The organism is Rhodothermales bacterium (genome assembly GCA_013002345.1).
GTDB lineage: Bacteria > Bacteroidota > Rhodothermia > Rhodothermales > JABDKH01 > JABDKH01.
On record JABDKH010000072.1, the window covers coordinates 1 to 21639 of the forward strand.

Sequence of the window (21639 nt, forward strand, 5' to 3'; positions counted from 1 at the left end):
ACGCAGTCAGTGCCTGGGCGTATTCCGGCCTGCAGGCTCTCGGCCTCACACTGTCCGCCATCGCGTTTCTCGCTGTGCCGCTTGCGGCGCTCTGGGCAATGATCTCGTATCGTCTCGGCTCGGAGAACCAGGCGATCGTCCGGCGAATAGCCGATCATTCTGCCAAAGTAAATTCAAGCTCTGGAGGTTGATACAATGAAGTGGTTTTCGTCCCACTTGACGCGTCGCGACGCCATCCGTGCGGGAGTAGGGATGCTCGCGGGTCTGACTCTGCGTCGGTTCACTTCCCTTTCTGATCCCCGAGAACTTATTGCGCGGCCCATTCCATCATCCGGCGAGATGCTTCCCGTGATTGGAATCGGTACGGCAAGACGTTACGATGTAGGTGCGGCTGAGGACGAGCGCGCGCCGCTTCGCGCCGTGCTTAAGCAGTTTTCAGAGATGGGCGGACGACTCGTTGACACGGCGCCGTCGTACGGCAAAGCAGAGCCAGTTGTAGGCGACCTCGTCGCCGATATCGGCAACCGCAAATCACTGTTCCTCGCGACAAAGGTTCGATCCCGCACGGCGGCCGAAGGCGTTGCCGAGATGAATCGCTCCTTTGAATTGCTGCACACCGACGTCATCGACCTGATGCAGGTTCATAATCTCGTTGGCGTGCGCGAGATGCTACCCGTCCTTCGAGAATGGAAAGCAGAGGGTCGTATCAGGTACCTCGGCGCGACCACCTCACGCTCATCTCAGTATGAGGAGTTTGTGGCGACTATGGAAAGCGAAGACATGGACTTTGTCCAGGTCAACTACTCGCTGGCAGACCGAGGAGCAGCAGATCGGATCTTGCCGCTCGCTGCCGATCGCGGAATGGCGGTGCTTGTCAACCTGCCTTACGGCCGCGGCCGGCTCTTTAGCACGGTCGGCGACAGGCCTCTACCGGACTGGGCCGCACAGTTCGACTGTACCAGCTGGGGTCAGTTCTTTCTGAAATACGTGGTGTCCCATCCGGCGGTGACCTGTGCTATTCCGGGTACAGCCAAGATCTCATATCTGGAAGACAATCTAGGAGCCGCAATGGGCCGCCTGCCAACCCCGGCGCTTCGAAAAAAGATGGAGCGCTTCTTCGACGACCTCTAGCCTCTTCTTCGGACGGGGCGGCACTTCTCTGCCCGAAGCAGTACTTCGCCAACCGCCGGCAGGAGACACCGGGCGGTTCGTGTAACCATCCGTCGCGCGCCCCGTAACGCACCCCGAAGCCATACCACGTCGTCTGAAGCGTTTGCGCTGACCCCTGCCGCCTACACAGGCGCGCACTTTCCAGATTGTCACCCTGAATGAGCGATTCCCCATGCGCCATATGCTCTTGGCCGCAAGCATCGTCCTGGCGGGTCTAACGGTTCTCACCGCCAGCGCGCAGCTCAGCTTCGATTCGGAAGTCGCCCGTCCGATTCAACGGCAGGCTGCCACAGGCGACGACGCGCCCGCCGTGCAGACCATTCGCGCGACAAGGGCTGAATCTGCCTTGTCCATCGACGGGCTTCACGACGACGTTGCCTGGCGCTCGGCTCAACCGATCACCAGGTTCACGCAGCGAGATCCTGACGAAGGGGCGGAGCCTACCCAGAGGACCGAAGTTCGCGTCGTGTACGATGACGATGCGCTCTTTGTCAGTGCCAGGATGTTCGACAGCGCGCCTGACTCGATCGTCGCTCGGCTTGGCCGCCGGGACGCTACCAGCATCGAGAGTGACAACTTCGTCATGTTCATCGATCCATACAACGACGACCGCTCCGGCTACTACTTCGGTATCAACGCTGCGGGCACTCTTTACGACGGCGTCCTGATGAACGACGATTGGGACGACGAGACGTGGGATGGCGTCTGGGAAGCCAACGCTCGGATCGACGATCAAGGCTGGACCGCCGAGTTCCGGATCCCCTACTCGCAGTTACGCTTCTACGCTGCTGACGAGCACGTCTGGGGTATCAATTTTAGGCGCGAGATAGTGCGCAAAAACGAACTCGACTACGTCGTGTACACGCCGCGCAATGAAAGTGGCTTTGTCTCGCGGTTTCCTGATCTGGTTGGAATGCGCGGCATCGCGCCCAAACGACAGATCGAGGTCGTCCCTTATTTGACCGCGAGAGCGGAGTTCCTGGAGCACGATGAGGGCGATCCGTTCAACGACGGATCCCGTTACGTGCCGAGCGTCGGGGCGGACCTCAAGATGGGAATTGCAAGTAACCTGACTCTGAATGCGACTATCAATCCGGACTTCGGACAAGTCGAAGTCGACCCTGCAGTAGTCAACCTTTCCGACGTGGAGACCTTCTTCCCGGAAAAGCGACCTTTCTTCATCGAGGGTAACACCGTATTCAGACAGTTCGGTCGGGGTGGATCCAACAACAACTGGGGGTTCAACTGGGGCAACCCGAATTTCTTCTACAGCCGCCGCGTCGGTCGGCCACCTCAAGGGAGTCTCCCGGACCACGACTTCGCCGAGTCCCGCGAAGGAACGCGCATACTGGGCGCCGCGAAAGTAACCGGCCGAATCGGCAATGGCTGGAACGTAGGAACTGTTCAGGCGCTCACCGAACGAGCGATTTCCGATTATCAGCTCGGCGGAGAACGGCTGACCGCCGAAGCGGAGCCGCTTGCGTACTACGGTGTTCTGCGAGGACAGAAAGAACTGAATGATGGTCGGCAGGCGGTCGGCTTCATGTCGACCGTTGCTGCTCGAGACTTTCGGGACGATCGCCTGCTGGACGAGATAAACAAGAGCGCATTTACGTTCGCTGCGGATGGCTGGACGTTTCTGGACAAAGACAAGACGTGGGTCCTTACCGGCTGGGCCGGCCTTTCACGTGTCAGCGGTACGACCCAGCGCATCACCGATCTGCAGCGATCCTCGTTGCACTACTTCCAGCGTCCGGATGCGCAGTATGTGTCCGTCGATTCTTCCGCGACCTCCCTTACAGGTACGGCCGGGCGACTAGTGCTGAACAAACAGCGGGGCCGCTTCACGACAAATGTGGCAGTTGGTTACATCAGTCCGTCGTTTGACGTGAACGACCTCGGATTCATGTGGCAGACAGGTATGATCAACTCGCACGCCGTGCTTGCCTATCAATGGACGGACCCGGGAACCTGGTACCGGAAAATTTTCGCCCATGCGTCCGCTTTTAACACGACAGACTTCGATGGAAATACGATCTGGCGTGGCCTCTGGACGGGCAATTTCATAGAGCTTCTGAACTATCACGAGATATTTTTCAACGTTGCCTACAACCCTGAAACTATCAGCAACAGACTCACACGCGGAGGACCGCTCACTTTAAACCAGCCCGGCTGGCAATTTGGACTTGAGTACGAGACGGACGGTCGCAAGCGCTGGGCATTTGAGTTTGGACTGGACACCTATCGACAGAAGGACTCGCGGAATTTTTCAGTCTCCACGGAGGCCGTGTGGCAACCTGCGTCGAATATCTCGGTTGCGGTGCAGCCAGAGATCGAATGGAACAACGAGTTTGCACAATGGGTGGGCGATTATGAGGATCCGCTGGCGACGCGCACGTTCGGTACCCGGTACGTATTTGCCGAGCTGGATCAGGTTGAAGTCTCGTCGAGAGTCAGGTTAAACTGGACGTTTTCGCCCGTATTGAGTCTTCAGCTATTCGCTCAGCCCCTCATCTCGTCCGGTGACTTCTCTAACTACAAGGAACTGAGAGCCCCAAAAACATTCGACTTCATCAACTACGGTAGCGAGGGGTCGACTTTCGATTCGGAAACACTCATCGCGGATCCTGACGGTCCCGGGCCCGCTGCGCCCCTGAATCTCGAAGACTCGGATTTCAATTTCCGGTCACTTCGGGGTACTGCCGTCGTGCGCTGGGAGTACAGCCCGGGTTCGACGATATTCTTCGTGTGGACGCAGACGCGTTCCGCCTCAGAAGAGTACGGTGACTTGCGGCTTGGCAGCTCGCTCGGCGGCATCTTCGATGCCAGGCCTGATAACATCTTCATGGTCAAACTGACCTACTGGTTAAGCCGGTAGTTCATTGCACGCGGTGCTACTGCCAGATCCGGATTCGAAGGATCGACGACTGCCGTGGTGCAGTCTAACGGCCCGGTCGGGGCATCGTGCAGACCAATCAGATATCCGTACACGTCGATGAACGGTGGGCGGACCATCGAAATCCAGACTAACTTTTGTATTCGGCTGTCTCCGACTATGTGGTCTCGTTCGAACCCGGCTACGTACTTCTGCGCAGGCCGACTCGCTGACCTTAAGTGAAGAGACACCGTTCCACCAGATAGACTTGCGGGAGTGGGCCTGGTGGCACACTCGCCAGTGGGGCGACATCAACCTGATCGATAGCGAGCGAGGTCTTCCGTAGTGTCCACATCGAGCCGCAGCGCAACAGCGCTCGCCTGCGTGATTGCATTTGTGTCCACTGCTTCGGTGGTGGCTCAGGCGCCTTCGAGTAATCGCGAAGATAGATTATCCAGTGTCGTTGCAGTCCCGCGAGTCGAGGGCGCTGATATTCTAATAGATGGCCTGTTGTCGGAGGCCGTATGGTTGCACGCCGCTTTGTTTACGGGCTTCCATCAGTATCTGCCGGTTGACGGACGGCCCGCAGCCGACTCGACCCATGTGCTGGTATGGTACTCGCAGGAGGCGATTCACGTCGGCATTCGGGCATTCGAGATACACGGCGAAGTTCGCACCACCCTCGCCGACCGCGACAAGATCGGGAACGACGACTACATCTACATCCTGTTTGACACCTACAACGACCATCGCCAGGCGGTGTTGATTGGCACGAACCCGCTTGGTCAGCAAGCAGACGGCGTGCTTCGCGACGCGGAGCGAGGCGGAGATTTTGGGAGCTTAGGCGCAGGTGCCTACACAATTGATCTGAGTCCGGATTATGTCTATCAGAGTCTTGGACGAGTCACGGATCACGGTTTCGAAGTTGAGATCCGCGTGCCGTTCAAAAGCCTTCGGTACCAGACAAAAGACATTCAGGACTGGGGCTTCAACGTGATTCGGAAAGTGCAGCACTCCGGCTATACGACAACGTGGACGCCGGTGCTCCAGGCCAACGCTTCATTCATGGCGCAAAGTGGAGTCCTCAGGGATCTAATGGGGCTTCGACGAGGACTCGTTCTAGATGTCAATCCGGAATTGACCGGCTCATTGAATCGCGGTGAGGGCGCGTCCTCGTTCGATGCACAGGTGCGAGACCCACTGGGTGTCAATCTGAGGTGGGGTATCTCCAACAACCTGACGTTGAACGGGACGGTGAACCCAGACTTCTCCCAGATAGAGGCCGATGTCGCTCAACTACAGTTCGATCCAAGAGAGGCTGTGTTCTTCCCCGAGAAACGCCCGTTCTTTCTTGACGGCATCGAACTCTTCGAGTCTCCAACCAATCTGATCTATACGAGACGCATCGCGAATCCCGCAACCGCGATCAAGCTGACTGGCAAAACTGGAGGTACAAACGTGGCCTTCTTGTCGGCGGTCGATAACAAGTCGCAATACTTGTCAAACCTGGATGCAAGATATTCCAATGCGATTCGTGTCAGACATGACCTCGGGGGCCAGGGTACAATCGGATTGATCTACACAGACAGGATCGATGGTGATTTCTATAACCGTGTGGCCGCCATCGACGGTCGAATGGTATTCTCGCGCGCCTATACGCTGACGTACCAGTCGGGATTGAGCTTTACCGGTGATGGCGAAACGCAGGCCACCGCACCCATGTGGAAGCTTGTAGCGGCAGGGTCGGGACGCAAGTACGGCGTGTCATTCACAACTTCGGGCTTTCACGAGGACTTCAATGCCGGATCTGGATTCATTACGCGTGTTGGGATCGCGCGGGCGACACTCGTGCCGCGCGTCACATGGTTCGGTGCTGAAGGCGCCCTGGTTGAATCTTTCACGGGAGGAATCACACTTGACGGAAGATGGGACTACGATGATCTCGCACGGGGAAATGGGCCGAATGATCGCAAGTTGCATCTGAACAGCAGCTATCGATTGCGAGGAGGCTGGTCCGGTGGGACATCTATGTTCTACGAATCATTCGCTTACCCGAACGAGCTGTATACCGACTACTTCGTCGAGATTCATCAGGATGGTGTTCCCGCAGACACCGTGGCATTCACGGGTACGAATCGCCTCACCAATCTCGGGTTCTGGTCAACTCTCAGCACTCCGCGGCTCAGCACATTCTCGGCCAATATCTTCGTCGTGGCAGGCCGCGACGATAACTTCTTCGAGTGGGCTCCAGCGGACATCTTCTTCACAACGATCACGCTCAATTGGAATCCGACCGAGCAGTTACGAGTCAACCTGCTGTACAATCACCAGCAGTACTTCCGGGCCAACGACAAGAGCACGGTCGGCATTAGACGCGTCCCACGACTCAAGGTGGAATATCAGATCACACCATCCATCTTCCTTCGACTGGTCGGACAGTACGATGCCTCCTTCGTAGATGAGCTGAGAGATAACTCGCGAACTGACGATCCGATTCTCATTCTGGATCGCACGTCAGGAGAATACGCCCCGACCCGATCCAGCCGTACGAACGGTCTCCGCATCGACTGGCTGTTTTCATTTCGCCCGAACCCCGGAACCGTTGTCTTCTTTGGCTACGGAGCCGGGATGAGCGAGCCCCGGCCCTTCCGCTTTAGAGAACTGAGGAGGACCTCAGACGGCTTCTTTCTGAAGTTGAGTTACCTGTTCAGAGTCTGAGTGCTGGTTCGTGTTGGTGCTACTTCGTACCACCGACCAGCTCGAGGATAGTCACGACAGGAAGGTGGTCCGAGGCCAATCGTAGCAATTCATGCCACTCCTGATCATCCGGCTTCAGGACCGAACCCGCTAACGTCTTAAGCACACTCCAGCGCCCAGCCGGTCTCACCATCACATAATCAATTCGCTTTTCGGGGATGTTCGAAGGAAAGGTCTCGCCGCCTGATCCCGCCCTCCAGCTATCGTTCCATGTGGCCTGTATTATCGATAAGGGCACACTTCCCATCTGTGCATTCAGGTCGCCAGCCAGTATTCCTGGGATTTCTACGTACGCCCCAAGCACGGACACGAGCCGCTCTGCCTGATCAATTCGATCCGTGGAATCCGTCTGATGATCAAGGTGAGTGGACACGAATAGGAACGGTTCGGACCATCCAGGCGGTTCAATGAAAGCCACAAGTGCTGTGCGAGGCTCGCTACCCTCGCGATTCGGCAGTGCGAAGTTCTCGAATCGCTCGATCGGGTAACGCGACAGAATCGCGACACCGTATTCGCCACCGTCGAACGGCATTGCTGGGCCAAACACGTGCTGCATGCCGGTCCTGGATGCCAATTCATCTGCGAGATCGAGTCCGCCCAGTCGGTTCGTATGGCGGTCGACCTCCTGCAACGCAACAAGGTCCGGGTCCACCTCTAGAATGACTGCGGCAATCCGATCAAGGTCTCTGGCTCCATCGGTATTACGCCCACCGAGCACGTTGTACGACATGACGGTGATGCGCTGGCTCGCCGGGAGACCAAGATCGCTCGACAGTCGCGGCTGACACCCGCAAAACAGAAGGAGAACCAGGCACGCTTCCCGCGCCCTCAGCACCGAGGCAATCGCCCACAAGGAAATACGCATTGAATCCGGTTGACTATCTCGCCCGAGCCTGACGCATTACTCGACGTCGCACGTCTCGATCGGGTAGACTGTGGATTGCACTACACTGATCGTGAGCGAAAGCATCATGCGGGCGAGCGCAATGAGAACGAACCAGCGAAATCCTGTCACGATCAGAATATAGACCTCTACGTACAGAATCGGGTACCGGTACTGGCAGGGACAACGGTGCTGTTGATTCGCCGCTGACGAGCACGTATTCCAGGAAGTAGTTCCAGCAGCATCAACGATTCGGACGTCTGGCGAATTCGACAGGGGCGATTATCTTGCCGAATGGTGTGCTATTATCGCACACTCAGATCGCGCCGACGATGAAAAAATCCTTCGAACTAAATCTGGACGTCGAGCCCGGTGACATCGACGAACTGGGGCACGTCAACAATGTCGTGTATCTGAGATGGATTCAGGACGTTGCGATTGCGCATTGGAAGAGCGCTGCCCCGGCTGCTGATCAGGAATCACTTCGATGGGTTGTCATGCGGCACGAGGTCGACTACAAACGACCCGCATACCTGCATGACAAGGTGGTCGCACGCACCTGGGTCGGCGTAGCCGACCGCCGCAATTTTGAGCGCCACACGGAATTACTGCGACAATCTGACATGCGAGTTCTCGCTCTCGCCAGAACCGTGTGGTGCCCCATCGATGCGAAGACGGGGCGACCGACGAATGTGAGCGCACAAGTCCGGGAGCTATTCTCAGTGAATCCGTCGGAAACGGATTGACAAGACCTTTCGCCCGCGGAACCGGACGTGCCCGACTACTCTACTCTGACACGGGCATCTTCGACAAGTACATCGTAGACGTATCCGTAGCCAAAGTCCTTGTCGGTCGCGACCACGCCCGTCACTACCACCGTCTGGCCCACCTCGACCACATCGGCCGTTGTGACGGTCAGGTCGTTCTTACCTGGTTCGCCTGTGCCATCCTGCACGTGCAGCCAGTTCGAACCCATAATGTTCGAATTGAACTTGACGACCTCCCCGCGAAACGACACCGAGCGTCCAGCCAGTTCATCACTTTTGGCGATAATATCTCCTACGCGATGACCGCCGTCAGCCATCGGAATCTGGTCCGCACTAACCGATGACGCCATTGCATCGGCATCCTCGCCGACCGGTGGATGTCCGGTGGGCAGGCTGGTCGGGATCGACGCGGCGCCTCCAATCTCGACACCTTCCACGAAGTAAACCACGTCAAAATCACGGTCGAGCGCACTGCTGTGAAAGTCTCTCATGGGCATGCCGGCAGGAATGACGACGTCGTCGCCTACCTGAACCTCGGTTGTCGGCGCCGCCGCCCAGAACGTCTCGTCGCCGCTGTCGATGTGCAGATATGAATACCCCGCGGCGTCCATGGTCTCCAGCACGGTCCCGGCGCGAGCGCCCGCGACGGACTGCACTGCTTCATTCGGCTCTGACGGGACGGCTGTGGTCGCCTGTTCAGTCTTTGCCTCGGGGTCAGAGCAGGCGCTGAGCAGGACAGCAACGATCGCAATGATCAGTATTTGATATGGGTTCCTTTGCACGATTCGTCCTCCATTTCCTCGGTTCTGCGGGCGTCGCCCACACCAACACGCGGGTGGCTGGCAGGGGGCGAAAAACTCATTCTCGTACCGACCTGGATGGACGCGGTTTCGACGACGGATCGTGCGGACGACGTATTCTTGGCGAAGAACGACGCAGACCGCCGAACCGCGCTGCGCAGCGAAGCAGCAGGCCATCGCGCGCAAGGGATTGCCGAATCCCGGTGGTGGTTCAAAGGATCCCTGCGGTCGGGCAAATGCTCCCCGCTAGGCTCGCTTGATCCAGTCGGCAAATGTCGCGAGGCCATGCCGAAGGTCGACGCGGGGCTGATATCCCAGACGATCTCGTGCATGCTCAAGATTGGACCACGTCCGGGGCAGGTCACCAATTTGTTCGGGATGCCGGTCGATCTTCGCCTCAACGCCAAGAACATCCTGAAGCAGGTCGACCAGAGTGCTGAGACGTACAGGCTCATCGCTCCCGATATTGAACACGTCAAACAGCTCGTCATCGTAATCAATCGCAGACCTTATCCCATCAATCACATCAAAGGCGTGCGTGTAGTCGCGTTCGGTCGACCCGTCGCCAAAAAGCGGAATCGGTTGTCCTGCAAGCATCAGCTTTGAGAACTTATGTATCGCGAGGTCTGGCCGTTGCCGCGGACCGTAGACTGTAAACAATCTCAGTGCGGTAAAGCGTATCCCGTAGAGGTGGCTGTACACATGCCCGAGCAGTTCTCCGCTGATCTTTGTGCTCGCATAAGGACTGATCGGTCGCAGTGTCATCTCCGATTCGGACCACGGTACGTTCGGGTTAACACCGTAGACGCTGCTGGAAGAGGCGAACACGAAATGCTTGACGCCCCGTTCCTTCGCCAGTTCAAGCATACTCTGGGTGCCGGCCACATTGACGTGCTGATATCCTGTCGGGTCCGCGATCGACGGGCGGACGCCGGCTCGAGCAGCCAGATGCACGATGACATCGACAGGATCCGGAATCTGTTCGCCGAACTCCGCTACGCGACAAATGTCACCCTGGACGAACGTGAACCCCGGATCGTCCGTGTGCGTCGAGATATTGTGAAGTTTGACGGCTGGGTTGTAGAATGAATCGAGGTTGTCCACGACCGTGACCTCAGCCCCTTCGGCGAGAAGTCGATCGACAAGGTGGGATCCGATGAACCCGGCACCGCCTGTCAACAGTATCCGCATCGTGAGTTTGTTTTGGATTGCTGGATGCATAATCGGCCATCCATCAACGGTCTCAGCGCATCAAAGGTTCGTTACACGTGCCCGAAACGACGCCGCTCAGGATTATCGTGGTTGTTAACCAGCTCCTGGGTTGGTCACAGAACTTCATCACCCGCGAACTTGTGACGCTCGCCGAAATCGGCGTGGATGTTCGTGTCGCGTCCCGATCCGTCGATGAACGATCGGACCTGTCTCCGGCAGAAGACGAACTCGCTTCAACTTCATTGCAGCTCCCGGAGAATCCATTCCTACCACGCGAGTTGACGTCTCACATAGTGTTTGCCTTGCGCAACGCGGCGGCATACTACCGCGCGTGGCGGCATTTCTGGCCTATCAAGCACAACCGCTTCCAGGCGAGGATGCGAAGTCTTGTCTGCCTGTATCGTGCAGTTACCGTCGCTGCAGAGGTCCAGCGTTTCAAGCCTGACCTGATACATGCGCACTTTCTAACGGCCCCGGCCGAGACAGCACTCTACCTGTCCGCTCTGACTGGTATCCCATGGAGTGCGACCGCACACGCGATGGACATCTATCGCGATCGTAGCGGAAACGGGTCCAAAATCGCGGACGCTCTCTTTGTGACAACGTGCACGGAAGCCAATCGGAAGTTCCTCGCTGAATCGTTCCCCGACCACACGAAGAAAATTGTGCGGATCTATCACGGATTATTGAAGCCCGGGACCGAACCGCCACGTCTTCGAACCGGGACCTTCGTGTTCCTGGCCGTCGGCCGAATGGTCGAGAAGAAAGGGTTTGATTATCTGATCTCCGCGTGCTCCATCGTGGGCAAGCAAACTGACATTCCGTTCGTATGCAGGCTCGTCGGCGACGGCCCGCTTCTTGAAGCATATCGCGACCGAGTGCGGACAGAGCGGCTTGAAAGGCTGGTGGAGTTCTACGGTCGGGCTGCGGTCACAGCGATGGATGGCCACTACGCGTCGGCCGCGGCACTGGTCGTACCATCAGTCGTAACGGACGATGGTGATCGCGACGGCATTCCAAACGTTTGTCTGGAGGCGATGTCGCACGGGCTGCCGGTAATCGGTACAAACATTTCCGGACTGCCGGAGGTGGTACGAGACGGCGAGAACGGTTTTCTTGTGCCACCCGCCGACCCGCTGGCGCTGAGTCGCGCGATGCTGGCGTTGCTGAATCACGACGACCTCGCCGGACTTGGCGAGGTATCCAGAACGATTGTCGCCGACAGCTTCGATGTTGAGCGAAATGTAAGGTCGTTTGTCGAAACGGCCGACACGTATCTGAGGACCGTATCGTGTGTGGGATAGCCGGGATTCTCGCCCTTTCTGGAAGTCGTCCTGAGGCGGATGAACTGTCCCGAATGACAGACGATCTGGCTCACCGCGGGCCGGACGGCGAGGGGCAATGGATCGAAGGTCCGATCGGCCTGGGGCATCGTCGTCTCAGCATCATCGACCTGGAAACGGGCCACCAGCCAATGCAATCGACGAGTGGACGTTCGGTCATCTCCTATAATGGTGAGATTTACAACTACCGCGAGCTGAGGGAATCCCTCCGAGAGACCGGCAGCGTCTTTGCGACGGGCAGCGACACGGAAGTCATACTCGCGTTGTACGAAACCCACGGGATCGCTGCACTGAAGAAGCTATCCGGGATGTTTGCCTTTGCGCTCTGGGATCGTGAGGAGAAGCGGTTGGTACTCGCCCGGGACCGATTCGGGATCAAGCCGCTCTACTATACCGAGTCAGATGGTCGGCTCATTTTCGCTTCTCGAATCAAGGCATTGCGCTCGGTGGCATCATCGGTCGACGGGATATCTCCGGCTGCCGTGAATGCCTATTTTCTGAGGCAATATATAGGCGGCGAGAACACCATCTTCTCAGGCGTCAAGCGAGTGATGCCGGGTCAGGTAATCGAGGTAGGCGACTCCAGGCTCAAGGCCTCGTATTTCTGGACCCCGTCATCGGAACGCCCCCGCCGTCGATCTACGACAGCTGACCGCGCATCGCTGAAGGACGCCTTGTCGGCTTCAGTACGGCGTCATCTGGTGAGCGACGTCCCTGTCGGGCTTTTTCTGAGCGGCGGCATCGACTCCACGCTGCTGCTCTCACTTGCCTGTGGCGTAAGTGGTCGCGCCCCGGACACCTTTACGGTTGACTTCGGCACAGAGTCGTCGTCGCAAGACGCCGGCTACGCGCGCCTCGCAGCGAATCAGTTCGGCTCGCAGCATCATGAGATACGTGTCGGAATCGACGAATGTCTTGAGACGCTACCGTCGATCATCGCACACTTCGATCAACCGCTGGCCGATTACGCGTGTCTTCCGACGCTGGTAATGAGCCGGTTCGCGAGGAGTCACGTCAAGGTGGTACTTGGCGGTGAAGGCGCGGACGAGCTGTTTGGCGGTTACAAACGCTATCGTAGAAATCTCCTGGCCGAGACGCTCGGCCCACTTGCCCTGCGTCTCCATCACAGCCCCCCTGCCCCTCTGTTTAAAGATCTGCGACGCAAGGAGTTGCTGGGTGACGCATTCGTCGCATCGAACGATCTCCCTTCCGAGCGCCGTATTAGCGACGACGTAAGACGTTTCGCGACCTCCGGTCCCGTGAACGCTGCGCTGCATACCGACATGCGAAGCTGGCTCCCGGACAACCTCCTCAGCAAGGTGGACGGCATGAGCATGATGGCTTCGCTGGAAGCCAGAGTCCCCTACCTGGATCCGGAAGTCGTGGATCTTGCCTTTCGATTCAGAGGTCTGGACAAGGTCCGGCCGTTTCGATTGAAGAAGCTGCTGCGGGATGTTTCAGTTACCGAGATCCCTGAAGAGATCCTGAATCGCCCCAAGAGCGGGTTCACTGTTCCCGTCAACAAGTGGTTTCAGGGACAACTTGGCCAGCAGTTTCGGGAGATCGTGCTCGGCGGCTCGGCAGCAAGATCGTGGCTGAATTCCGACGCCGCAGAGAAACTCCTGACGTCGCATCAACGAACCGGTCGATCCGGACTGGAGCTCTGGTCAATACTCGTCTTTGCCTGGTGGATAGAGCTGAACGCGTGACTCAAGACGTGCCGACGCATTGCTGACGTCTGCCGCATTCATCCGCCGAAATAGCGGTCGGAGTCAATCGGTCGCACACTCGGCCACGGCCTCGACTTCGATCCTTGCTCCATGATGCAATGGACCGACAGGCACCACAACACGTGCTGGTCGATGGCCTCCGAAGAACCCGGCGTAGGCCTCATTGATGCGAGGCCAGTCCGCGATGTCCGATACGTAGATCGTGACCTTCACCACGTCAGTGATCGACGCTCCGGCCGCTTCAACAATATGACGCACGTTCGTAAGCGTGCGAATCGTCTCTTCCTCGATGGACCCACTTACCAGCTTCCGCGTCTGGGGATCGACAGGCAGCTGACCGGAGACAAAAAGGAGGCCGCCGGTCAGAACAGCCTGGGAGTAGTGTCCGGCCGGCGCGGGAGCCTGAATCGTGGAGATTGCCTTCATTTTCAAGAGCTCTGAAACGTATAGTGGAGGTGCCGCAACAAGGTTACGTCTCCGACCGTCCGGGATCCACCCCGCACATCTGCCGTCGCCGTACCGGTCGGATCGGGATCCGCCGTTGAAACCGGACACCCGCGAATCCGGGATCAGGTGTGCCCGGTCTGCCGGCAACGGGTGCCAATGATCTTTCGCGGGTCTGCCTGCGTCCGGTGGCGCACACGAATGTCGACTCTGAGAGGTGTCGACTCTGAGAGGCGCCTCGCAGATACGTCCACGCGAGGCTTTGTATCCTCGATTTGACGTAATTACATTCGCCATATGAATGAGTCGTATGGTCTCTTCCGTGATCTCTGCGACAATGCGCATGATCTGATTCAGAGCGTGTTGCCGAACTCGCGGTTTCAGTATGTAAACCGGGCATGGCTCGAGACGCTCGAATATACCGAGGCGCAGGTGGGCGATCTCACCCTGCGCGACGTGATACATCCGGACCGGTGGCTCGAACTGCAAGACGTCGTATCGCACGCGACGCCGGGCGGTGGCGCGGTTGCCGTCGAGACGGAATTCCAGGCCAGTGACGGACATCGGATCGGGGTCGAGGGCAGAGTAATACGTCGTGTCGAGTCGGACGGCACAGCGGCATTGATCGGAATGTTCAGGGATGTCACCGGAACAAAGGACGCTGAGGAAGAGCTCGACCGACTCTTCGTCCTTTCACTAGACATGCTGTGCGTCGCCGGAACCGATGGCTACTTCAAGCAGATCAATCCTGCCTTTCGTCGGGTGCTCGGTTACAGTCAGGATGAACTGCTCAGCAGGTCGTTTCTCGAATTCGTGCATCCCGACGATCAGGAGGGGACGCTAGCAGCGGTCGCTCAACTGGCTGAGGGACTTCCGGTGGTCGACTTCGAGAACAGGTACATGGCGGTCGACGGCAAATACAGATGGCTCGCATGGCGTTCGGCCCCCGTAGCCGAACGTGGACTGATATACGCCGTCGCCCGCGACATAACAGAGCAGAAGCACATTGAGCAAGTCATGGCTCGCCAGGCGGAGGATCTCGCCCGCTCCAACGCCGATCTGGAACAGTTCGCCTATGCAGCCTCTCACGATCTTCGAGCGCCTCTCAGGGCGATTGGAAATCTGGCAGAATGGATCGACGAAGATCTACCGCCCGGTGGGCTCGAGAAACCGCGTGAACAGCTATCGGAGTTGCGCCACCAGGTAGTCCGCATGGAGAACCTCATCGAGGATCTCTTGAGCTATGCTCGCGCCGGACGCCAAGCTGGCGAGCTTCAGGAAGTCGACACGTCTGCCATGGTAAACGAGCTGATAGCACTTCTGGCACCACCACCGAAATTCAAGATCGTGACGACCGGCGACATGCCTGTGTTCGCGACCAACAGGGCGCCACTCGAGCAGGTGCTACGGAACTTGATCGGTAATGCGATCAAGCACCACGACCGACCGGATGGTCGCGTGGAAGTATCCGCGATTGATCGTGACGACTTTTACGAGTTTCAGGTTGCTGATGATGGACCGGGCATCCCAGACGAATCGTGTGACGCCATCTTCAAGATGTTTCAGAAACTTAGTTCCGGAAGCGATGCCGATGGCACGGGTATCGGGCTGGCTCTCGTAAAACGCTCCGTCGAGGCACAGCACGGTGTCGTCTGGGTCGAGTCGACTGCAGACCGCGGCGTCGCGTTCCATTTCACCTGGCCGAAACGGCCACTTGAATCCGACTAAACCATGCCGACCATTCTTATTGTTGACGACAACAAGATCGACCACCAGGCGGCACGGCGCTATTTGAGTCGGTTAGAGAATCTCGACGTTCGGCAGTCCTACGACGGCGTCCACGCTCTTGAGGAGATCGAGAGGCAGCTACCCGATATTGTGCTGACTGATCTCCGCATGCCACGGATGAACGGACTGGAGCTCGTCGAGCGCCTTCATGAGAAAATTCCGCTGCTGCCGGTAGTCCTGATGACGTCTCAGGGAAATGAGAAGATTGCTGTGGAGGCACTTCAGGCGGGTGCGGCCAGCTACGTACCCAAGGGATTACTGAAGGAGGAGCTCGCCGACACGATCGAACGAGTCCTCGAGATTGCGGCTGCAAAACGATCCCAGCTCGAGATCGTCCGATTTCTGGATCACACCGAGTCCGAGTTTGCCCTGAGGAACGATCCCGAACTCATCGCGCCACTGGTTAGCTATCTGCTCGATAGTCTTGACCGCGTGGGTTTCGGAGACGATACGGATCGTGCGAGTGTACGAATGGCCATCATGGAGGCAGTGAGCAACTCCATGATCCACGGAAACCTCGAGGTCGGCTCGGAGCTTCGCTCGAGCGACCGGGATTTGTATTACCGACTGATTGAAGAGCGTCGAAGAACGGCGCCCTACTCGGAGCGACGCGTTCGCTGCAGGGCGCGGGAAAATGGTGAGTCCGTAGAATATGTGATCGAGGATGAAGGCCCTGGCTTTGATCCGACTACCGTGGGCGATCCGATGGCGCCGGAGAATCTCTTGAGCGTAAGCGGGCGCGGGATCATGTTGATCGGGACGTTCATGGACGAGTTCGAATACAACGAGAAAGGGAATCGAATTACGATGCGGAAGCGACGAGCAGCAGGCACTCGATAGCAGCGTGTCAGGATTGAGCGAGGTTGCTCGAATTAGATCACTCAGCCCCGATCGTCGTGAATCGCCATCGTCTGGTTCGCAAGTAGCAGACACGATTGGGATGTCTCGACATACGTCCGCATGAACCGATATCTCGTTGAGCCTGACTCGCGCGTCACGACCGTATAACCTGTCACCACGGCCGTATTATCCAGCGTTCTGACCTCGATGTCCGACTGGACACGCGATTTCATGTCCGTCTCGTCGCGACTTGCAACCGACTGCAAGAGGCCCTCTTTCGTGTCGATGTGTGTCGCATGGTTGTGCACCCACACGAAGTCGTCAGCCAGAAGCCAATCGAGATGGTCTTCGTCGTTCTCCAGCAGAGCCTTTTCCCAGCCTGCATCCATTCCGATCACAGACTCGGTGTCGAGACATGAGTCCGCGGGATTGGCCGGACCACACGACGCCAGCAATACCAGAACCGGTAGAAGTCCTTTCATCGGAGTGATGCCTCTTGTTGTACACCGGATGTTCATCCGGCCCTCTTCGCAGGGTGTCAGGCGCCTCTATGTCGTTTACATTACGGATTCGGACCGAAAGAATACAGGCACCTGAGCTTCGAGCCATCGCGTGACGTTGCTTCAGCATCTTTGCCCGACACAGATATCGCCGGCGGACCGTTTGTGGTCACTGTGAAAGGCAACGATTAACCGGCCATGAACAATGGGTCCACACTTCGGACCAGAGGAACGAAAATGAAGAAGTCATCACCCTCACGTCGTGATTTCCTCAAGACAGGAGCGGCCGCGGCGACAGGAGTGCTCGCAGGCTGTACCCCGGGACTTTCGGAAACGGTCATCCGTCCGGCAGTGCCCCCGTCAGATCGAGTGATCGGCGCAAACAACAGGATCACTGTCGGTTTCATCGGACTTGGCCTGCAAGGTTTCGACGGCCATCTTACGACCATTCGCGAGCACGGAGAGGAACTGAAGGTCGTCGGTGCTGCAGTATGTGAACCGTGGAGTGTTCGGCGCGAGCGAGCTCGCATAGCGCTGGAGCTATCGGACACAGACGCATACAGCGACTATCGGAAGCTTCTGGATCGAAAGGACATAGATGCGGTTTTCATTGGAACACTTGATCACTGGCACGCACCCATCGCGATCGATGCACTGAGCGCCGGCAAGCACGTGTACTGTGAGAAGCCGCTCACCCGTTATCTCGGTGAGGCGTTTGAGCTCCACGACGCCGTCCTGAAATCGGACCGCGAATTTCAGTTGGGCTCGCAGTTCTGCTCGGAAGGAAAGTGGCACAAGGCAGCGGAACTGGTCTCGGCCGGGAAGATCGGAGCGCCGGTGCTTGCGCAAGCGTCGTTCGTGCGCAACGTGCCCGACGGCGAATGGAATTACGCGATTGACCCGGCTCTCACCGAGGAGACCCTTGACTGGCCACAGTGGGTTGGGCCGGTCCCGAACAGGCCGTTCAGTCCGGACGACTACTTTCGCTGGAAGAAATACCATCCGTACGGCGCGGGGATCGTTTCCAATCTCCTCACCCATCGCGTCATTCCGCTTATGCTTGCGACCGGCCCGCCGGAGTTTCCAGTTCGCGTCGCGTGTCTTGGCACAAAGAAGATCACGCCGGATCGCGACATCCCGGATAATACCCAGGTCATTGCCGAATTCCCGAGCGGGCTCTCGATTGTGGTCATCGGAAGCACCGTCAACGAGGTGGGATTGCCTCAGATAATTCGTGGGCACGAGGGCACGCTGTACTTCGGAGGAAACTCTGTCGAACTTCGACCCGAGCGACCTTTTGCCGACCTCGTTGATCCGGAGATGCACGAAAACGTTGAGCCGGTTGTAAGCGTGAAGAACCACATGTCGGACTGGCTTGAGGCGATTCGAACTGGCTCGACGCCGAATGGCAATATTGACCTTGCGATCAAGACGCATACGGTTATCTGCCTTGCCGAGATGTCGCAGCGGCTTGGCGAGATGATGCACTTTGATGCATCAACGAGAACGATCACCACGGGCAGTGGCCGGGTTGTCGAGCCATTCAATCACGGCACGTTTCAATGACGGTTTGAGAGCGTCCCGACAAGAAGTCTGGACCAGCCTCAGGCCCTATTGCGGGACCGGGGATCGCCCGTCTGAATAAGGTTCGCTCGATCGAGCGCCCGCGCGCGTCTCCCTTATTGATCGAGGTTTTTACGCCCTGATTCGCCGCTTGCGCGTCAAAGTCGTAGCAAAAACCCGTGCACGGTGTAACGATTTTGCCCCTCACCAGTATTATCGAGTGCGCACTCACCTGCAGATCACTTACCAGCACCCGGGGGACACGACATGCGTCGCGTTATCGTCACCATTTTGTCCATTTGGATCGCTACGATTGCCGCCAGCGCGTTTGCGAAGCCACCAACTGCGGCTTCCGGCACCGTCACCGGCAGGGTCATGGACTCGGTTGGCGAGCCGCTCAGCTCCGCGACCATAGTTCTGTACAGCACAGCCGACAGCGACGTCGCACGAGGTGCTGTTACTGATGAGAAGGGTGTGTTTGTATTTAGTGACGTCGCTGCCGCGGAGTATCGAATTAAGGTCTCATTTCTCGGCTTCAAGGCATTCGATTCGCAGCCGTTCGTCGTCGAGGCGGGTCAGTCCTACACGATGCCCCCGATTTCCCTGGAGGCCGATCCGGTCGCCCTCGATAATGTACAGATCGAGGGGGAGCGTGAGATCGTCGAGGTCTTGCCGGACAAAACCGTCCTTAATGTGCAGGGCAGCATCGCCGCCACCGGTAGCACGGCCCTTGAACTCCTTCGCAAGGCACCTGGAGTCGTCGTCGACAATAATGACAACATCATTCTGAGTGGAAAGAACGGCGTCAAGATCTACATCGACGGCAAGCCATCGCCACTGAGCACGGAGGATCTGGCCGCACAACTGCGCACGATGCAGTCGTCCGAGATCGATGCGATCGAGATCGTCACAAACCCGGGCGCAAAGTATGAGGCGGAGGGCAATGCCGGTATCATTAACATCCGGCTGCGAAGGGACAAGAGTCTCGGCTTCAACAGTACCATCGACTTGTCGTACGGGTATGGCAAGCGATCCAAATACGGTGCGAATTCGACATTCAACTATCGAAACAGACGCTACAACGTTTTCGGCTCGTACGGATATCGCGGTGGCGAGGACGAGAGCTACATCAACCTGTACCGGATTCAGAACGACTTCTCTTTCGACGAACGTGCGGTTACCGAAAACACCGGGCCGTCGAATCGACTGCGTATCGGAAGCGACATATACCTGGGGAGCAAAGCCGTTCTGGGTTTCCTGGTGAACGGCTATGTGAACGATCGTAATTGGTCAAATCGGAGCCTGACGCCGATCACGAATCTGGAAACCAACGAGATTGAGTCGCTGCTGGACGCCCAATCCATCAACGATGGTGTGCGTCGCAATGCCAGTTTCAATGTGAACTTGCGCATCGACAACGGGAGCGGAACCACGTCGAATGCCGATGTCGATTTCGGCATATATGAGAACGGCAACGAGTCTTATCAGCCGAACTTCTATCGCGAGCCGTCGAGCGACTCGCCGATCGAGGATAACATCTTCAGAAGTCAGTCCCCCACCGATATCTCGATTTACGCGGGCAAGTTCGATCATGAACGAGCCATGGCTGGCGGAAAGCTGGGAATTGGAACCAAGCTATCGCAGGTCACGACCGACAACGTATACCGATTCTACGATATCGAAGGAATCGAGGAGATCCTCGATGTTGACCGGAGCAACGATTTCCGGTTTACCGAGACCATTGCAGCCGGCTACGCGTCGTTCACCGGATCCAGTGGCAGCGTGGAGTACAGCCTTGGCTTGCGCGCTGAGTACACCAGTTCGGAAGGGGATCTGACCGCTTTCAAACCGGCTAACGACAACACGGTGACACGATCCTACCTCGACCTCTTTCCGTCTGGGGGGATTACCATCAAGCCGGCACCAAAGCACCAGTTGCGTGTGAATTACAGTCGGCGCATCGATCGGCCCAGCTATCAGTCGCTGAACCCGTTTGAATTCAAGCTGAGCGAGCTGAGTTTCAGTCGTGGCAACCCGTTCCTCCAGCCACAGTACACGAATAACGTATCGCTGACACATACGTACAACTACGTACTCAACACAACTTTATCATACAGCCACACGGACGATTTCTTCGCCCGGATTTCCGACTCGACGGATGTATCGCGGACGTTCATCGAGTCAGTCAACATGGACTATCAGCGGGTGATCAGCGGTTCAATCAGTTACCCGGTGAGTCCGCTGCCGTGGTGGCGCACGTATACGAGTGCGAGCGGATTCAACACGCGCAACCGAGCTGATCTTGGCGAGGGCCGACTGATTGACGTCCAGGCGACGGTCGTGAGCCTCTATCACCAGTCGACCTTCAAGCTACCTTCGGACTGGTCGTTTGAGCTGTCGGGTTGGTACAGCTCCCCGTCGATCTGGGGTGCGGTCTACAAGACCGATGCAAACTACGCGATCGATGTCGGGGTAAGCCGGGAGTTCTTTGGCGGCAGGTCGAAGGTGAAGGTGGCAGTCACCGACGTGTTTGAGACGGCGCCGTGGCGCGGCGTGCAGCGTCTGAGCGGGTTCTTCATTGATGCCTCCGGGGGTTGGGAGAGCCGCCAGCTACGTGTGAACATATCGTATCTGTTTGGCAACACGCAGGTAAAGAAGGTGCGCCAGCGAAAAACGAGCACCGAGGATGAGGCGGGGCGCGTGGACTAGAGGTGCTCGCAGCGTGGAGCAGATCACAGGGCCTGGCTTCCGAACAACGGTTGAAGGCCTTGCTATCAGCATCCAGAGCGGGGTGTGGCTCAAAACACGCCGGTATTGTTGATCGACGAAGAGAGCAAACTGCGAATCGCGGCGATACACCTTATTACCAGTCGCATCCATCACCGTGCGCGTCCGTCACCAGTCGCGACCCCAGCGAGAAGCTATCGGGCCAGCGCATGCGCACGGAAGACAACGTTACGGTCGCAC

The 21639-nt window shown here is 57.6% G+C and carries 15 protein-coding genes; 10 read left to right on the forward strand and 5 right to left on the reverse strand.

Annotated elements, in window-relative coordinates; all coding sequences use genetic code 11:
* The first annotated feature begins 195 nt into the window (after positions 1 to 195).
* The 3 genes from HKN37_03675 (at position 196) to HKN37_03685 (ending at position 6763) form a co-directional block, all read left to right on the forward strand.
* The gene (locus tag HKN37_03675; GenBank protein NNE45739.1) at positions 196 to 1131 is read left to right on the forward strand and encodes an aldo/keto reductase; all 936 of its coding nucleotides are present in this window, start codon (positions 196 to 198) and stop codon (positions 1129 to 1131) included.
* A 211-nt stretch (positions 1132 to 1342) separates the two neighbouring features.
* Positions 1343 to 4048 (forward strand): carbohydrate binding family 9 domain-containing protein, encoded by a 2706-nt coding sequence (locus HKN37_03680; protein ID NNE45740.1) that lies wholly within the window; start codon positions 1343 to 1345, stop codon positions 4046 to 4048.
* 342 nt (positions 4049 to 4390) lie between these two features.
* Entirely contained in the window at positions 4391 to 6763 is a 2373-nt protein-coding gene (locus HKN37_03685) for a carbohydrate binding family 9 domain-containing protein (protein ID NNE45741.1), read from the forward strand.
* 19 nt (positions 6764 to 6782) lie between these two features.
* Here HKN37_03685 and HKN37_03690 read toward each other — a convergent pair whose 3' ends face one another.
* Positions 6783 to 7667: a hypothetical protein gene (locus tag HKN37_03690; GenBank protein NNE45742.1), complete on the reverse strand. Its 885-nt coding sequence runs from the start codon at positions 7665 to 7667 to the stop codon at positions 6783 to 6785.
* Between the two features lie 350 nt (positions 7668 to 8017).
* Here HKN37_03690 and HKN37_03695 point away from each other — a divergent pair, with 350 nt between their 5' ends.
* Positions 8018 to 8431, forward strand: a complete 414-nt coding sequence (locus tag HKN37_03695) for an acyl-CoA thioesterase (GenBank protein NNE45743.1) — start codon at positions 8018 to 8020, stop codon at positions 8429 to 8431.
* A gap of 35 nt (positions 8432 to 8466) precedes the next feature.
* Here the strand turns inward: HKN37_03695 and HKN37_03700 are convergent, their stop codons facing one another.
* A complete protein-coding gene (locus tag HKN37_03700; protein NNE45744.1) occupies positions 8467 to 9234 on the reverse strand; it encodes a hypothetical protein in 768 nt (255 codons plus the stop codon).
* Between the two features lie 264 nt (positions 9235 to 9498).
* Positions 9499 to 10443 carry an NAD-dependent epimerase/dehydratase family protein gene (locus HKN37_03705; protein ID NNE45745.1) on the reverse strand — a complete coding sequence of 315 codons (945 nt, stop codon included), beginning with the start codon at positions 10441 to 10443 and terminating at the stop codon, positions 9499 to 9501.
* Between the two features lie 77 nt (positions 10444 to 10520).
* Between HKN37_03705 and HKN37_03710 the strand changes: the two genes are divergently transcribed.
* The gene (locus HKN37_03710) at positions 10521 to 11768 is read left to right on the forward strand and encodes a glycosyltransferase family 4 protein (GenBank protein ID NNE45746.1); all 1248 of its coding nucleotides are present in this window, start codon (positions 10521 to 10523) and stop codon (positions 11766 to 11768) included.
* Positions 11756 to 13516 carry an asparagine synthase (glutamine-hydrolyzing) gene (gene asnB / locus HKN37_03715; GenBank protein NNE45747.1) on the forward strand — a complete coding sequence of 587 codons (1761 nt, stop codon included), beginning with the start codon at positions 11756 to 11758 and terminating at the stop codon, positions 13514 to 13516. Before HKN37_03710 ends, asnB begins: the two co-directional genes overlap by 13 nt.
* 63 nt (positions 13517 to 13579) lie before the next feature.
* Here asnB and HKN37_03720 read toward each other — a convergent pair whose 3' ends face one another.
* Positions 13580 to 13963, reverse strand: a complete 384-nt coding sequence (locus tag HKN37_03720; GenBank protein ID NNE45748.1) for a RidA family protein — start codon at positions 13961 to 13963, stop codon at positions 13580 to 13582.
* A 315-nt stretch (positions 13964 to 14278) separates the two neighbouring features.
* Between HKN37_03720 and HKN37_03725 the strand changes: the two genes are divergently transcribed.
* Positions 14279 to 15709, forward strand: coding sequence for a PAS domain S-box protein (locus HKN37_03725; protein NNE45749.1), 1431 nt, complete (start codon positions 14279 to 14281; stop codon positions 15707 to 15709).
* Positions 15710 to 15712: 3 nt separating this feature from the next.
* The gene (locus tag HKN37_03730; GenBank protein ID NNE45750.1) at positions 15713 to 16609 is read left to right on the forward strand and encodes a response regulator; all 897 of its coding nucleotides are present in this window, start codon (positions 15713 to 15715) and stop codon (positions 16607 to 16609) included.
* A gap of 41 nt (positions 16610 to 16650) precedes the next feature.
* On the opposite strand, the gene HKN37_03735 is transcribed toward HKN37_03730, so the two are convergent.
* On the reverse strand, positions 16651 to 17091 hold the full coding sequence (locus HKN37_03735) for a nuclear transport factor 2 family protein (protein NNE45751.1): 441 nt from the start codon (positions 17089 to 17091) through the stop codon (positions 16651 to 16653).
* A gap of 255 nt (positions 17092 to 17346) precedes the next feature.
* Between HKN37_03735 and HKN37_03740 the strand changes: the two genes are divergently transcribed.
* A complete protein-coding gene (locus HKN37_03740; protein ID NNE45752.1) occupies positions 17347 to 18675 on the forward strand; it encodes a Gfo/Idh/MocA family oxidoreductase in 1329 nt (442 codons plus the stop codon).
* 264 nt (positions 18676 to 18939) lie between these two features.
* Positions 18940 to 21381 carry a TonB-dependent receptor gene (locus HKN37_03745; GenBank protein NNE45753.1) on the forward strand — a complete coding sequence of 814 codons (2442 nt, stop codon included), beginning with the start codon at positions 18940 to 18942 and terminating at the stop codon, positions 21379 to 21381.
* Positions 21382 to 21639: the final 258 nt, after the last annotated feature.

Excerpts from the sequence above, each read along its gene's own strand:
- HKN37_03675 (NNE45739.1), top strand. The coding sequence starts at position 196 with ATGAAGTGGTTTTCGTCCCACTTGACGCGTCGCGACGCCATCCGTGCG.
- HKN37_03680 (NNE45740.1), top strand. The coding sequence starts at position 1,343 with ATGCGCCATATGCTCTTGGCCGCAAGCATCGTCCTGGCGGGTCTAACG.
- HKN37_03690 (NNE45742.1), bottom strand. The coding sequence starts at position 7,667 with ATGCGTATTTCCTTGTGGGCGATTGCCTCGGTGCTGAGGGCGCGGGAA.
- HKN37_03695 (NNE45743.1), top strand. The coding sequence starts at position 8,018 with ATGAAAAAATCCTTCGAACTAAATCTGGACGTCGAGCCCGGTGACATC.
- HKN37_03705 (NNE45745.1), bottom strand. The coding sequence starts at position 10,443 with ATGCGGATACTGTTGACAGGCGGTGCCGGGTTCATCGGATCCCACCTT.
- HKN37_03720 (NNE45748.1), bottom strand. The coding sequence starts at position 13,963 with ATGAAGGCAATCTCCACGATTCAGGCTCCCGCGCCGGCCGGACACTAC.
- HKN37_03725 (NNE45749.1), top strand. The coding sequence starts at position 14,279 with ATGAATGAGTCGTATGGTCTCTTCCGTGATCTCTGCGACAATGCGCAT.
- HKN37_03730 (NNE45750.1), top strand. The coding sequence starts at position 15,713 with ATGCCGACCATTCTTATTGTTGACGACAACAAGATCGACCACCAGGCG.
- HKN37_03735 (NNE45751.1), bottom strand. The coding sequence starts at position 17,091 with ATGAAAGGACTTCTACCGGTTCTGGTATTGCTGGCGTCGTGTGGTCCG.
- HKN37_03740 (NNE45752.1), top strand. The coding sequence starts at position 17,347 with ATGAAGAAGTCATCACCCTCACGTCGTGATTTCCTCAAGACAGGAGCG.
- HKN37_03745 (NNE45753.1), top strand. The coding sequence starts at position 18,940 with ATGCGTCGCGTTATCGTCACCATTTTGTCCATTTGGATCGCTACGATT.